General features: G+C 68.9%; 14 protein-coding genes and 1 pseudogene. 10 read left to right on the plus strand and 5 right to left on the minus strand.

The features are described from left to right. The first annotated feature begins 111 nt into the window (after positions 1-111). On the plus strand, positions 112-999 hold the full coding sequence (gene dapA, locus AQ610_RS16965; protein ID WP_009911103.1) for a 4-hydroxy-tetrahydrodipicolinate synthase: 888 nt from the start codon (positions 112-114) through the stop codon (positions 997-999). Between the two features lie 19 nt (positions 1,000-1,018). Here dapA and AQ610_RS31880 read toward each other — a convergent pair. The 3 genes and pseudogenes from AQ610_RS31880 to AQ610_RS16980 all read right to left on the minus strand — a co-directional run. Beyond that, positions 1,019-1,727 (minus strand): annotated as a pseudogene (locus AQ610_RS31880) (alpha/beta fold hydrolase); the annotation flags it as partial. Beyond that, the gene (locus tag AQ610_RS16975; protein WP_006024313.1) at positions 1,724-2,026 is read right to left on the minus strand and encodes a branched-chain amino acid transport AzlD family protein; all 303 of its coding nucleotides are present in this window, start codon (positions 2,024-2,026) and stop codon (positions 1,724-1,726) included. The pseudogene AQ610_RS31880 and the gene AQ610_RS16975, both read right to left, overlap by 4 nt. Further along, entirely contained in the window at positions 2,023-2,751 is a 729-nt protein-coding gene (locus tag AQ610_RS16980) for an AzlC family ABC transporter permease (protein WP_009911101.1), read from the minus strand. Before AQ610_RS16980 ends, AQ610_RS16975 begins: the two co-directional genes overlap by 4 nt. Positions 2,752-2,875: 124 nt before the next feature. On the opposite strand from AQ610_RS16980, the gene AQ610_RS16985 reads away from it, so the two are divergent. After that, positions 2,876-3,334: an Lrp/AsnC family transcriptional regulator gene (locus AQ610_RS16985; RefSeq protein ID WP_006024311.1), complete on the plus strand. Its 459-nt coding sequence runs from the start codon at positions 2,876-2,878 to the stop codon at positions 3,332-3,334. A 32-nt stretch (positions 3,335-3,366) separates the two neighbouring features. Here AQ610_RS16985 and AQ610_RS16990 read toward each other — a convergent pair whose 3' ends face one another. Beyond that, complete coding sequence (locus tag AQ610_RS16990; RefSeq protein ID WP_006024310.1) at positions 3,367-4,005, minus strand: glutathione S-transferase N-terminal domain-containing protein; 639 nt, start codon at positions 4,003-4,005, stop codon at positions 3,367-3,369. A 116-nt stretch (positions 4,006-4,121) separates the two neighbouring features. Here AQ610_RS16990 and AQ610_RS16995 point away from each other — a divergent pair, with 116 nt between their 5' ends. From AQ610_RS16995 to AQ610_RS17005, 3 genes are all read left to right on the plus strand, one after another. Next, positions 4,122-5,114 (plus strand): LysR substrate-binding domain-containing protein, encoded by a 993-nt coding sequence (locus tag AQ610_RS16995; protein ID WP_043281945.1) that lies wholly within the window; start codon positions 4,122-4,124, stop codon positions 5,112-5,114. 92 nt (positions 5,115-5,206) lie between these two features. Continuing rightward, on the plus strand, positions 5,207-5,497 hold the full coding sequence (locus AQ610_RS17000; RefSeq protein WP_006024308.1) for a hypothetical protein: 291 nt from the start codon (positions 5,207-5,209) through the stop codon (positions 5,495-5,497). 46 nt (positions 5,498-5,543) lie between these two features. Then, the gene (locus AQ610_RS17005) at positions 5,544-7,661 is read left to right on the plus strand and encodes a phosphocholine-specific phospholipase C (RefSeq protein WP_006024307.1); all 2,118 of its coding nucleotides are present in this window, start codon (positions 5,544-5,546) and stop codon (positions 7,659-7,661) included. Between the two features lie 195 nt (positions 7,662-7,856). Here the strand turns inward: AQ610_RS17005 and AQ610_RS17010 are convergent, their stop codons facing one another. Beyond that, positions 7,857-8,495, minus strand: a complete 639-nt coding sequence (locus tag AQ610_RS17010; protein WP_006024306.1) for an RBBP9/YdeN family alpha/beta hydrolase — start codon at positions 8,493-8,495, stop codon at positions 7,857-7,859. A 148-nt stretch (positions 8,496-8,643) separates the two neighbouring features. Here AQ610_RS17010 and AQ610_RS17015 point away from each other — a divergent pair, with 148 nt between their 5' ends. The 5 genes from AQ610_RS17015 to AQ610_RS17035 all read left to right on the plus strand — a co-directional run bounded on the left by AQ610_RS17015 (position 8,644) and on the right by AQ610_RS17035 (position 11,916). Next, positions 8,644-9,081, plus strand: coding sequence for a VOC family protein (locus tag AQ610_RS17015; RefSeq protein WP_006024305.1), 438 nt, complete (start codon positions 8,644-8,646; stop codon positions 9,079-9,081). A gap of 4 nt (positions 9,082-9,085) precedes the next feature. Next, positions 9,086-10,027, plus strand: coding sequence for a 2-hydroxyacid dehydrogenase (locus tag AQ610_RS17020; protein ID WP_006024304.1), 942 nt, complete (start codon positions 9,086-9,088; stop codon positions 10,025-10,027). A 73-nt stretch (positions 10,028-10,100) separates the two neighbouring features. Further along, entirely contained in the window at positions 10,101-11,033 is a 933-nt protein-coding gene (locus AQ610_RS17025) for a hydroxymethylglutaryl-CoA lyase (protein WP_009911100.1), read from the plus strand. 50 nt (positions 11,034-11,083) lie between these two features. Beyond that, positions 11,084-11,590 carry a YbaK/EbsC family protein gene (locus AQ610_RS17030; RefSeq protein WP_006024302.1) on the plus strand — a complete coding sequence of 169 codons (507 nt, stop codon included), beginning with the start codon at positions 11,084-11,086 and terminating at the stop codon, positions 11,588-11,590. Then, the gene (locus tag AQ610_RS17035) at positions 11,587-11,916 is read left to right on the plus strand and encodes a DUF1289 domain-containing protein (RefSeq protein ID WP_006024301.1); all 330 of its coding nucleotides are present in this window, start codon (positions 11,587-11,589) and stop codon (positions 11,914-11,916) included. Before AQ610_RS17030 ends, AQ610_RS17035 begins: the two co-directional genes overlap by 4 nt. The last annotated feature ends 219 nt before the right edge of the window (positions 11,917-12,135 follow it).

The raw sequence follows: 12,135 nt of genomic DNA on the forward strand, positions 1-12,135 counted from the left end.
CAGGCGATCGCCGGACGGGATGCCCGCGTGTTCACGCACCATTCGCATACCTCGATCCGGCGCCGGCCGGCGGGACGGCTCCCCTCCACCCGTTTCACCTAGAGGATGCACATGCAATCACGTTTCGAAGGTATCTGGCTTCCGATCATCACGCCGTTCCACGCCGGCGAAATCGACCATTCGGCGCTCGCGCGCCTTGCGCGGCACTATGCGGACGAAGGAATCGCGGGCTTCGTCGCCGGCGCGACGACGGGCGAAGGCGCGCTCCTGAACGCGGGCGAGCAGGAAGCGATTTTCGCGACGCTGCGCGACGCCGCCCCGGCGCTGCCGGTCGTGCTCGGCGTGACCGCGGTCGCGACGCACGCGGCGGCCGAACGCGCGCGCTCGCTCGCGGCGCTGCGCCCGGACGGGCTGCTCGTCACGCCGCCCGTCTACGTTCGACCGACGCAGGCGGGCGTGCAGCGGCACATCGAAGCGATCGTCGAAGCGGCCGATCTGCCCGTGCTCGTCTACAACATCCCGTACCGCACCGGCGTGAACGTCGAGCTCGATACGCTGAAGGCGCTGTCGCGCGATGCGCGCGTCGTCGGCGTGAAGGAATGCGGCGGGACGATGGAGCGAATGCTGCGCCTCGTGCACGAAACGCCGCTGCGCATCCTCTCCGGCGATGACAACCAGAATTTCGCGGCGCTGTGCGCGGGCGCGCACGGCGTGATCGCGAGCGCCGCGCACGTGCTGCCCGCGTGGCACGTGCGCGCGCACGCATTGCTGCGGGAAGGCCGGCTCGACGACGCGCGGCGGATCGCGGCCGCGTTGCAGCCGCTCGTCGCCGATCTGTTCGCGGAGCCGAATCCCGCGCCCGTGAAGGCGCTGCTCGCCGCGCAGGGCTGGTGCGACAACGCGCTGCGGCTGCCGTTCCTGCCGGCGAGCGACGCGCTCGCATCGCGGCTGGTCGCGCATTGGGAAGCGCTGCGGCAAAGCGAAATAGCTGGCGTTTGAGCGAACGGGAGCGCGCCGCCGACCGAGCGCGCGATCGTCTCCGGATGCAGCGTCGAGCCGTATTCGTCGTCGCTGCCGTGAATCGCGAGCGTCGGGCACATCACCTGCGGCAACACATCGCCGAGCGACCAGTCGGCAAATTCCGGCGACAGCCACGTGCCGATCCACGCATCGAGCACCCAGCGCGCCTTGTCGCCGTGATGCGCGCGCAGCCGCTCGAACGCGTCGCGCCGCTCGAACTGCTCGCGCGCGTCGACGATGCCGGCGCGCGTGCGGTCTTCGACGAACGCCTGCGCGGATTCGGTGATCAGCGCTTCGCACGCCGACGGGAACGCGGCCGCGCAATGCACGGCCATCCCGCCGCCGACGCTATGACCGAACGCGACGAAACGATCGAAGCCGAGCGCATCGCGCAGCATCGGGAAAAAACGCCGCGCCTCGTCGCGCACGAAGCCGGCGTCGAGCGTATCCGTGCGCGCATCCGACTGACCGAAGCCGAGGCGATCGTAAGCGATCACGCGCCGCCCCGCGCATGCGGCCAGCGTCTGCGGAAACGTTCGCCACAGACGAATGCAGCCGAGCGAATCGTGCAGCAGCACGATGGGCGGCGTATCGTCCGGCGCGCCCGCGCGATGCGGCGCGGGCCAGCATCGCGCGAACAGGCGTCCGCGCCCGGTATCGATCCGGCGATCTTCGGCGGCGTGCGGTTGGTCGTCCATGTTCGTCATTGACCGAGCAGATGGCGCAACACGCCGGTCGACACGATGCCGATGATCACGGTCGGCAGGATCGACAGGCGGGTCGCGGCGAGCAGCGTGATCGCGAGCGCGAGCAGATTGGCCGGCTTGTCCGACACGAACGCCGGCGCGATCACCGATACCAGCACGCATCCCGGCACGCTCTCCATCACCGACATCATGCGCGGGCTCAGCGTGCGATTGCGCAGCACGACGTAGCCGAGAATCCGGCTCAGGTAGGTGGACGAGGCCATCAGCACGATCGTCAGCAGCGTCGGGATGTCGATCATGCCGGCTCTCCGCAGGCGACGGCCGCGACGAGGCCGGCGAGCGCGCCCGCCGCGACGTACCACGCGCCCGGCACGAGCAGGGAGGTCGCCGCCGCGACGACGAGGCTGACGAGCCACGGGCGGCTCGCGCGCGCGCCTTTCCACATGCCCCGCAGCAGCACGAGGAAGACCGCGGTGAACGCCATGTCGAAGCCGTATTGCTCGACGTCGCCGATCGTCGGCCCCAGCGCCGCGCCGAGCGCGGTGCACGAGATCCAGGTGAGATACAGCCCGGCCGACACGCCGAGATAGTACGGCAGGCTGACGCGCCCGCGTCCCTCGCGCCGCGCGTCGGCGAGCGCCATCGCCCAGCTTTCGTCACACATGAAGAAGAGCGCCGGGAAGGTCTGCTTGCGCGACAGATGCCGCAGATACGGCGCGAACGCCGCGCCCATCAGGATGTGCCGGCAGTTGACGAGAAACGACATCGCGACGATGAGCAGGATGTGCGGCGGCGACGTCCATAGCCGGATCGCGGTGAATTCGGAGCCGCCGCCGAAATTCAGGCCGGTCAGAAGCGGCACTTCGACGACGCTGAAGCCCTTTTGCGCCGCCTGCGCACCGAGCACGAGCGCGAACGGAACGAAGCCGAGCATCACGGGCAGCGATGCGCGCAGGCCGCGCCAGGCTTCGGATCTTGCAGGGGATTCCTCGGAAACGAGGGTGGATGTTGGCAGACTGTTCATTAAATCTCCTTCGGGGCAATATTGTCTGCCAAAATCGATGGAATCGGGTTGCGTTGTTGCTATATGCTGATGCCAAATTGGGATTGACCGCTGATTTTCGGTATTTTTCTGGAATGGAATTTCAATGAAGCTCGACACCATCGATCGGCGCATCCTGCAGGCGCTGCAACGCGACGGCCGGCTGCAGAACGTCGAACTCGCGAAAGAGATCGGCCTGTCGCCTTCGCCGTGCCTGAGGCGCGTGCGGCTGCTCGAGGAAGCCGGCGTGATCGAACGGTACGTCGCGGTGCTCAATCCCGCGATGGTCGGCCGCGGATTGACCGTGTTCACGCGCGTCTGGCTCAAGGAGCAGGACGCGGACACCGTCGATCACTTCGCCGAGGCGGTCCAGCAGTTGCCGCAGGTCGTCGAGTGCCACCTGATGGCGGGCGACTGCGATTTCCTGCTGCGCGTCGTCGCGGCCGACATCGACGACTACCGGCAATTCCAGATGCAGCACCTGACGCGAATCAGGGGCGTGCAGAGCGTGAAGACCGAGATTCCGCTGCAGAAGGTGAAGTTGACGTCGGAAGTGCCGGTGTGAAGGCTCGGCGGCGCATACGCGCCCTTGCGTCGCTACAGCCCCTCCGTCGCGAGCGCCCGCTTCGCCGCATCGCGCGCAGAGACGCGCGCCGCATGCTCGCTCCACGCATCGCGTCGACCCATGTCGAGCCCGATCGCGCACCCCCACCGATACAGCACGAGCAGGAACGGATCGACGATCGAATACCCGCCCGGCTCCGCCCATTGCCGCCCGTCGCGCAGCGCCGCGTCGATCGCGCCGTTCGCTTCGTCGATCACGCGCCTTGCGTGCGCGGAGATCGCCGGATGAATCGATTCGTCGCCGGCGAACCGCCCCGGCCGCCACAGCGCGCCGTAACCGACGCCGTGCACCCAGCCGACGAGCCACGCGAGCCATTCATGGCAACGCGCCTCGCGCAGCGGATCGTCGATCGGCAGCAGCGCGGCGTCCGGATGCCGGCGCGCGAGATAGGTGAGGATCGCGGGCGTCTCGGTCAGCACGCGCGCTTCGCCGGAAATCGCGAGCGCGGGCACGCGCGCCTTCGGATTGATCGCGAGATAGCGCTCGCCGAGATGCTCGCGATGCGACAGGCGCACTGGCTCGGCATCGAACGGCGCACCGGTTTCCTCGAGCGCGATGTGCGCGGCGAGCGAGCACGCGCCCGGCGAATAGTAGAGTCGATAACTGCTCATGATTGCGAGGCCTCCTTTGCCGACATGAATGGCGATGGCGGCGAGTGTAGGAACCGGATGCGCTCGCGACAAACGATAAATTGTCGTGCTCGGGCATTAGTGTTACTAATACGCGAATGACACGATCCCGCATTCCACCGTTGCAGACGCTGCGCGCATTCGAGGCTGCGGTGCGGCTGCAAAGCTTCACGCGCGCGGCCGACGAGCTCGCGCTCACGCAAGGCGCGGTCAGCCAGCACGTGCGCGCGCTCGAAGCGCAACTCGGCCGCCCGCTCTTCACGCGCGAGCGCAACGGCGCAGTGCCGACGCAAGCCGCGCATGCGCTCGCGCTGCAAGTGCGGCAGGGCTTGAGCGTGCTCGCGCGCGCGTTCGACGCGACGAAGGCGGTGCGCGCCGCCCGCGCATCGAACACGACGCTGCACGTGAGCGTGCTGCCGAGCGTCGCGACGCGCTGGCTCGAGCCGCGCCTGCCGCGCTTTCGCGCCGCGCATCCTGCGATCGACGTCGTGCTCCATCCGGACATCGCGCTCGCGCCGCTCGACAAAGGCAGCCGCATCGACGTCGCGTTGCGCTACGGCCCCGGCGCGTGGCCCGGCGTGGTCGCGGAAAAGCTGATGAACGAGACGCTGTTTCCGGTCGCGAGCCCCGCGTATCGCAACCGCGATGGCGTCGCGCCGCGCGAGGCCGGCGACCTCGCACGCTCGACGCTCCTGCGACACCCCGCGCAGCCGTGGGAGCCCTGGTTCCAGGCGGCGCGCGTCGATCTCGTCGAACCGCGCCGCGCGCCGCGGTTCGACGATGTCGAATCGCTGATCGAAGCCGTGCTGAAAGGGCGCGGCGTCGCGCTCGCGCGCCGCTCGCTGATCGCGCCGGAGCTTGCGTCGGGCGCGCTCGTGCGGGTGTCGAAGGTGAGCCTCGCCGACGTCCACGCGCACTATGTGGTCTGGCGGCCCGGGCATCCGAAAGCGCGCGCGATCGCCGCATGGCTCGGCTGGCTGCGCGACGAGGCGCGCCGCAAGCCGCCTCGCCGCACGTCCGTGACCGGCACGTCCGTGACCGGCATGTCCGTGACCGGCGGCCGCCAGCAAATCGAAAGCGATTCGTCATAATATGGCCGTCGCAAACGGTTCACGTAACCGACGCATCGTTTCCTCATACTAGCGGACGTTCAGCACCCGCGATCCCTCAGGAGACACCCCCGATGCGCCAGCGTCTCGCCGCCGTCGTTGCAGCACTCTGCGTCGCGCCGCTCGCCGCCGCGTGCAGCGACGATACGTCCCAAGCCCGCGCGAACGCCGACACGTCGCCCGCGTCGCTGCAAGGCGGCGCCGCGAACGCGTTCAACGGCGGCGCGACGGCGGCCGGCAATGCGCCCGCGGGCGCGAGCGCGCCGCTAGCGACGCCCGTGATCCACTACCCGCCCGAAGACAGCGCCGACGACGCATCCGGCGCGACGGCGGCATCCGCGCAACCCGCATCGAATCCTGGCTGATCGCTTTTTGCCGCGCCCTCTTCCCCGCAGAGCCAAAGGTGAAAACATGACGTCAGAAAGCCGCCGCCGTTTCCTGCATGCCGTTGCGCAATCCGCGAGCGCCGCTGCCGCGCTCACCGTGTTTCCCGAATCGATCCGCCGCGCGCTCGCGATTCCCGCCGCGTCGCGCACGGGCACGATCCGCGATGTCGAGCACATCGTCGTGTTCATGCAGGAGAACCGCTCGTTCGACCATTACTTCGGACACCTGCGCGGCGTGCGCGGCTACAACGATCGCCTCCCGATTCCGCTGCCGAACGGCAAGCCCGTCTGGTATCAGCCGTCGAAGGCGGACCCGGGCAAGCCGGTGCTGCCGTTTCGCCTGAACACGCTGACGACGAGCGCGCAATGCATCGGCGACCTCGATCACTCGTGGTACAAGACGCACGCGGCGATCGACGGCGGCCGCTATGACCGGTGGCCCGCGAACAAGACCGACATGACGATGGGCTATCACGTGCGCGAGGACATCCCGTTCCACTACGCGCTCGCCGACGCCTTCACCGTCTGCGACAACTACTTCTGCTCGCTGCCCGGCCCGACGCATCCGAACCGCTCGTACCTGATGACGGGCACCGTCGACCCGACCGGCAAGTACGGCGGCCCGCTTCTCGACAACAGCGATTATGTCGACGGCGACGCGCCGCCGAAATACGATTTGCTCACGTGGACGACGTACCCCGAGCGCCTCGAAGCAAGCGGCATCTCGTGGCAGATCTATCAGCAGGGCACGACGGGCGCCGATCCGCTGAACGGCAACTACGGGACGAACATCCTGCAGAACTTCGCGAACTTCATCAACGCGAAGCCGGGCTCGTCGCTGTATCAGCGCGCGCAGACGGCGCGCACGCTCGACGATCTGAAAGCCGACGTGCTCGCGAACAAGCTGCCGCAGGTGTCGTGGCTGCTGCCGCCCGCCGCGTTCTCCGAGCATCCGAAATACACGCCCGCATACGGCGCGAACTACACGTCACAGATCCTCGACGCGCTGACGTCAAACCCCGACGTGTGGCGCAAGACCGTGCTCTTCATCATGTACGACGAGAACGACGGCTTCTTCGATCACGTCGTGCCGCCGCAGCCGGCGACGACGCGCGCGCAGGGCCTGTCGACCGTCACCGTCGACGGCGAGATCCACGACGTCGTGAACCCTGGGCGCGGCGGCAGCTACACGGCCGACGGCCTGCCGTACGGCCTCGGCCCGCGCGTGCCGATGACGGTCGTGTCGCCGTGGACGAAGGGCGGCTTCGTGTGCTCGCAGGTGTTCGACCATACGTCGGTGATCCGCTTCATCGCCGCGCGCTTCGGCATCGACGAGCCGAACATCACGCCGTGGCGCCGCGCGGTGTGCGGCGATCTGACGTCGGCATTCGATTTCCGCACGCCCGACGCGACGCTGCCGCCGCTGCCCGATACGAGCAACTATCGGTCGATCGCCGATCAACTCTGCTCGACGAAGCCCGCGCCGACCGTGCCCGCCGCGCCGAGCCCCGTCGATCCGCAGGAGCCCGGCGTGCGCCCGGCGCGCGCGCTGCCTTACGAGCTGCACGTGAACGCATCGGTGCACGGCGGCGCGCGCCTGCGGATCGAGTTCGCGAATCGCGGCGAGCAAGGCGCGCACTTCTATGTATATGCAATGAATCGCAGCGACGGCCCGTGGCGCTACACGGTCGGCGCGCACCGCTCGCTGCACGACGAGTTCGATCTCGCCGCGACGAACGGCGCGTATGCGTTCGCCGTGCATGGTCCAAACGGCTTCGTGCGCCGCTTCGAAGGCGTCGCCGCTGCCGAGGGCCACGGCAGGCATGCGGCTGCGCATCCGGAAGTGAAGGCGGGCTACGACGTCGCGAACGGCAACCTGTATCTGAAGCTCACGAATCACGGCGGGCAGAGCGTGCAACTGACGCTCGCCGACAACGCGTATGGCGCGTCGCCGCGCCAGATCACGCTGCACGGCGGCGACGAGCGGGTCGAGCAATGGGCGCTCGCATCGAGCCATCACTGGTATGACGTGACGGTATCGGACGGCGCGAACGGCAAGTTCGCGCGCCGCTTCGCAGGGCACGTCGAGAACGGCAAGTCGAGCTATTCCGATCCGGCCGCGGTCGCCCCCGTCACGAACTGACGATTCGGAAGCCGGGCGACGGCATGCGTGGGCGGATGCCGTCGTCCTGTTGATTCGTTCAGTCGATTCGGTCGGGCGTACCCGGTCCGTTTCGATGCGGTCGAAAACACGTTCGGCGAGACATTCGGCGCTGCACATCCGGACAAATAGCGGGAAAACAGCATCAAGCGGCATCAAGCATGCCTCAAGAATGCCTCAGGCCGCCGTCACGAGCCGCTCCGGCACGAGTGAGCCGAACGCCGGCGCATCGTCGTCGCGAAACCTGAGCGGTGCCGCGCAGTGCACGAGCGTGTCGACGAAGTATTTCGCGCGAGGCCACGGACCGTAGCCCGCCGCGGCGTTGATGTGCCCCGCGTCGCCGAGATTGACGAACGCGCTGCCGAGCCGGTGCGCGAACTCGCGCGCGTCGGCGAGCGTCATCCACGGGTCGCTTTCGCTGCCGACCACGATCGACGGCACGGTGAGGCGCCGCGCGTCGAAATCGCCCGCGAACGCGAACTTGCGCGGATTCGCCGGCGCGACGAACAGCACGCCGACGACGTCCGCTCCTCGCGCATCCGCAGCCGATGCGTGCTGCGCCAGCGCATGCGCGGTCGCGAGGCAGCCGAAGCTGTGCGCGGCGAGCACGAACGGCCCGCGCTCGCGCGCGAGCAGATCGCCCACCTTCCGCGCCCAGCGCTCGACATGCGGCGCGTCCCAGTCGTCCTGCTCGACGCGCAGCGCGCGCGCGAACTGTCTCTCGAGCCAGGTCTGCCAGTGCGCGCCTTCGCTGCCGTGCAGGCCTGGCACCGTGACGAGCCGCGGCGGCCACGTCGATTTGCTGCATGAGCGCATGTGTCCCTCGCGAAGCTAGGAGCCTGCGCCGATTGTCGCGTGCGCGCCGCGCGCGGCGAACCAATTTTTTGTGCTTTGCATTTCCCCGCTTTGCGACGCAACGCACGGCAAAACCGTAGAATGAGGGCTTCCCTTCAGGAGACGATGCATGTCCGCCACGCCGCGCGGCGCGTTGCGCCCGTTTCATCTCGCGTTTCCGGTCACGAGCCTCGAGCACGCGCGCCGCTTCTACGGCGGCCTGCTCGGCTGCCCGGAAGGCCGCAGCTCCGATCGCTGGGTCGATTTCGATTTCTTCGGACATCAGCTCGTCGCGCATCTCGCGCCTGACGAGACGGGCCGCTCGGCCGTCAGCCCGGTCGACGGCGACGACGTGCCGGTGCGCCATTTCGGCGTCGTGCTGTCGATGGACGAATGGCACGCGCTCGCCGACAGGCTGAAGGCAGCCGGCACGCGTTTCGTGATCGAGCCGCACATCCGCTTCAAGGGCGAAGCCGGCGAGCAGGCGACGATGTTCTTCGTCGATCCGTGCGGCAACGCGCTGGAATTCAAGGCGTTCGCCGACATCGGCCAACTGTTCGCGAAGTAGACGCATGCGCATTCTGCTCTACACGCCGCATCGGGACGCGCAGGACTGGAAGCGCGACATCGAGCGCGCGCTGCCCGGCGCGCAGTTGCGCGCCTGGGCGCCGGGCGACGACGCGAGCGCCGATTACGCGCTCGTCTGGCGCGCGCCGCGCGAGTTCTTCGCGCCGCGCGCCGGTCTGAAGGCGGTGTTCAACCTCGGCGCGGGCGTCGACGCGATACTCTCGCTCGAGCGCGCGCATCCGGGCCTGCTGCCGCGCGGCGTGCCGCTCGTGCGCCTCGAGGACGCCGGGATGGCGCGGCAGATGGTCGAATACGCGACGCACGCGGCGCTGCGCTATCTGCGCCGCTTCGACGAATACGCGCTGCTGCAGCGCGAGCGCCGCTGGCAGGTGCTCGAGCCGCATTCGCGCGAGACCTTCGTCGTCGGCGTGCTCGGGCTCGGCGCGCTCGGCGCCGAAGTCGCGCGCGCGCTCGCCGCGCTCGGGCTGCCGGTACGCGGCTACAGCCGCGCGCCAAAGACGCTCGACGGCATCGCGACGTTCGCGGGCGCCGCGCAGCTCGACGCATTCCTGTGCGGCGTGAAGCTGCTCGTGAACCTGCTGCCGAGCACGGCGAGCACCGACGGCATCCTGAACGCGCGCACGTTCTCGAAGCTCGCGCACGGCGCGTATCTCGTGAACCTTGCACGCGGCGCGCATCTCGTCGAAGCGGATCTGCTCGACGCGCTCGCGAGCGGCCGCCTTGCCGCCGCGACGCTCGACGTGTTCGCAACCGAGCCGCTGCCGGCCGAGCACCCGTTCTGGCGCGAGCCGCGAATCGCGATCACGCCGCACTGCTCGGCCGATACGCTGCGCGCGGAGGCGGTCGAGCAGATCGCCGCGAAGATCGGCGCGCTCGAACGCGGTGAGCCGATCGGCGGCGTCGTCGACCGCGATCGCGGCTACTGATCGCGGCCTGCCAACGCGCGCCGGACAACCGCATGCCCCACATTCATCAGAAGACAGGAATCAGGAGACTCGGATGACGCTCCCCCAATCCGTGAAGATCGTCGAAGTCGGCCCGCGCGACGGGCTGCAGAACGAGCAGGCGTTCGTGCCGACCGGCGTGAAGATCGAACTCGTGAACCGGCTGTCGCGCGCCGGTTTTCGCAACGTCGAGGCGGCGTCGTTCGTGTCGCCGAAATGGGTGCCGCAGATGGCCGACGGCGCCGACGTGATGGCCGGCATCGAGCGCCGCGCGGGCACGATCTACTCGGCGCTCACGCCGAACCTGAAGGGCGTCGAGAACGCGCTCGCCTCGCGCGCCGACGAAGTCGTGATTTTCGGCGCGGCGAGCGAAGCGTTCTCCCAGCGCAACATCAACTGCAGCATCGCCGAGAGCATCGCGCGCTTCGAACCCGTCGCGCGCGCGGCGCAGGACGCGGGCGTGCGGCTGCGCGCGAGCGTGTCGTGCGCGCTCGGCTGCCCGTATCAGGGCGACGTGCCGATCGAGGCGGTCGTCGATGTCGTCGAGCGTCTTGCCGCGCTCGGCTGCGACGAGATCGACATCGCCGACACGATCGGCGTCGGCACGCCGGGCCGCACGCGCGCGGTGCTCGACGCGGTCGCGAAGGCGTTTCCGCGCGAGCGGCTGTCGGGCCACTTCCACGATACCTACGGGCAGGCGCTCGCGAACATCTACGCGGCGCTCCTCGAAGGCATCGCGATCTTCCACGCGTCGGTCGCGGGCCTCGGCGGCTGCCCGTACGCGAAGGGCGCGACGGGCAACGTGGCGACGGAAGACGTGCTGTACATGATGCGCGGGCTGAACATCGACACGGGCGTCGACCTCGATCAGGTCGTCGCCGCCGGCGATTTCATCTCGAATGCGATCGGCCGCGCGAACGTGTCGCGCGCGGGCCGCGCGCTGCTCGCGAAGCAGCGCGCGGCCACCGAGCCGCCCGCCTGCGCGTGACGCGCGCGGGCGCCCATTCACCCCACTCCACGAGGATGCGAAGCGCACTCATGGCTACCCCCGCCCCCATCGACAAGCTTCCCGATTCCGCCCGCCGTGTCGCGTTGCTGCTGCGCGAGCGCGGCCATGCGAAGGGCATCGTGATGCTCGAGGAAACCGGCAAGACGTCGGCCGAAGCCGCCGCGGGCCTCGGCTGCTCGGTCGCGCAGATCGCGAAGTCGATCCTGTTCCGGCGCCGCGCCGACGGCGCGCCGGTGCTCGTCGTCGCGAGCGGCGCGAACCGCGTCGACGAAAAGAAAGTCGCCGCGCAGGTCGGCGAAGTCGGCCGCGCGGACGCAAAGTTCGTGCGCGACAACACCGGCTACGCGATCGGCGGCGTGTGCCCGATCGGCCATCTCGTCGAGCCCGTCATGCTGATCGATCGCGACTTGCTCGAACTCGACAGCCTGTGGGCGGCGGCGGGCCACCCGCACGCAGTATTCAACCTGTCGCCGCAGGAGCTCGTGTCGCTGACTGGCGCGCCGGTCGCCGACGTCGCGCAACGCAGCGACGCATGAGCGGCGACCTGACGGAAACGCACGGCGCGACGCCCGCCGAGTGCGCGCCGGGCGCGGCGCCCGCCCTCGATGCGGCGACGCATGCGCCGGCCACCGCGCGCACGGACGCAAGCGCCAACGCCACGGCGGCAAGCGCCGCTGCGCAACACGCAGTGCCGAATGCGGGCGTGCCGTCGCCATGCACGAACGTCTGCCGGATCGATGCGGGGACCGGCTGGTGCGAGGGCTGCCGCCGCACGCGCGACGAGATCGCCGGCTGGCGCAAGCTCGACGACGACGCGAAGCGCATCGTGCTCGCGCGCATCGCCGCACGACGGGCCACATGAGCGGTGCGCATCGAGCGCGTGCCGCGCACGCAAAAAAAAACCGTCCGACTTGACAGGCGAACGGCGTATCGAATGAGAATTCTGTGGACGTGATCAACGTCACTGCGCATCATACGAGCGCCCTCGCTGCACCGCATCAGGAGTTTCCCTACAACTTTCTTGCGCGTGTCGGAATGTCGCAGCGCGCGCTCGCGCTCATATTCGCATTCGCATTCGCGC

This window comes from Burkholderia humptydooensis (assembly GCF_001513745.1).
GTDB lineage: Bacteria > Pseudomonadota > Gammaproteobacteria > Burkholderiales > Burkholderiaceae > Burkholderia > Burkholderia humptydooensis.

What these genes read in the sequence shown, in the direction of transcription:
- dapA (WP_009911103.1), top strand. Translation starts at nt 112, where the DNA reads ATGCAATCACGTTTCGAAGGTATCTGGCTTCCGATCATCACGCCGTTC.
- AQ610_RS16975 (WP_006024313.1), bottom strand. Translation starts at nt 2,026, where the DNA reads ATGATCGACATCCCGACGCTGCTGACGATCGTGCTGATGGCCTCGTCC.
- AQ610_RS16980 (WP_009911101.1), bottom strand. Translation starts at nt 2,751, where the DNA reads ATGAACAGTCTGCCAACATCCACCCTCGTTTCCGAGGAATCCCCTGCA.
- AQ610_RS16985 (WP_006024311.1), top strand. Translation starts at nt 2,876, where the DNA reads ATGAAGCTCGACACCATCGATCGGCGCATCCTGCAGGCGCTGCAACGC.
- AQ610_RS16990 (WP_006024310.1), bottom strand. Translation starts at nt 4,005, where the DNA reads ATGAGCAGTTATCGACTCTACTATTCGCCGGGCGCGTGCTCGCTCGCC.
- AQ610_RS16995 (WP_043281945.1), top strand. Translation starts at nt 4,122, where the DNA reads ATGACACGATCCCGCATTCCACCGTTGCAGACGCTGCGCGCATTCGAG.
- AQ610_RS17000 (WP_006024308.1), top strand. Translation starts at nt 5,207, where the DNA reads ATGCGCCAGCGTCTCGCCGCCGTCGTTGCAGCACTCTGCGTCGCGCCG.
- AQ610_RS17005 (WP_006024307.1), top strand. Translation starts at nt 5,544, where the DNA reads ATGACGTCAGAAAGCCGCCGCCGTTTCCTGCATGCCGTTGCGCAATCC.
- AQ610_RS17010 (WP_006024306.1), bottom strand. Translation starts at nt 8,495, where the DNA reads ATGCGCTCATGCAGCAAATCGACGTGGCCGCCGCGGCTCGTCACGGTG.
- AQ610_RS17015 (WP_006024305.1), top strand. Translation starts at nt 8,644, where the DNA reads ATGTCCGCCACGCCGCGCGGCGCGTTGCGCCCGTTTCATCTCGCGTTT.
- AQ610_RS17020 (WP_006024304.1), top strand. Translation starts at nt 9,086, where the DNA reads ATGCGCATTCTGCTCTACACGCCGCATCGGGACGCGCAGGACTGGAAG.
- AQ610_RS17025 (WP_009911100.1), top strand. Translation starts at nt 10,101, where the DNA reads ATGACGCTCCCCCAATCCGTGAAGATCGTCGAAGTCGGCCCGCGCGAC.
- AQ610_RS17030 (WP_006024302.1), top strand. Translation starts at nt 11,084, where the DNA reads ATGGCTACCCCCGCCCCCATCGACAAGCTTCCCGATTCCGCCCGCCGT.
- AQ610_RS17035 (WP_006024301.1), top strand. Translation starts at nt 11,587, where the DNA reads ATGAGCGGCGACCTGACGGAAACGCACGGCGCGACGCCCGCCGAGTGC.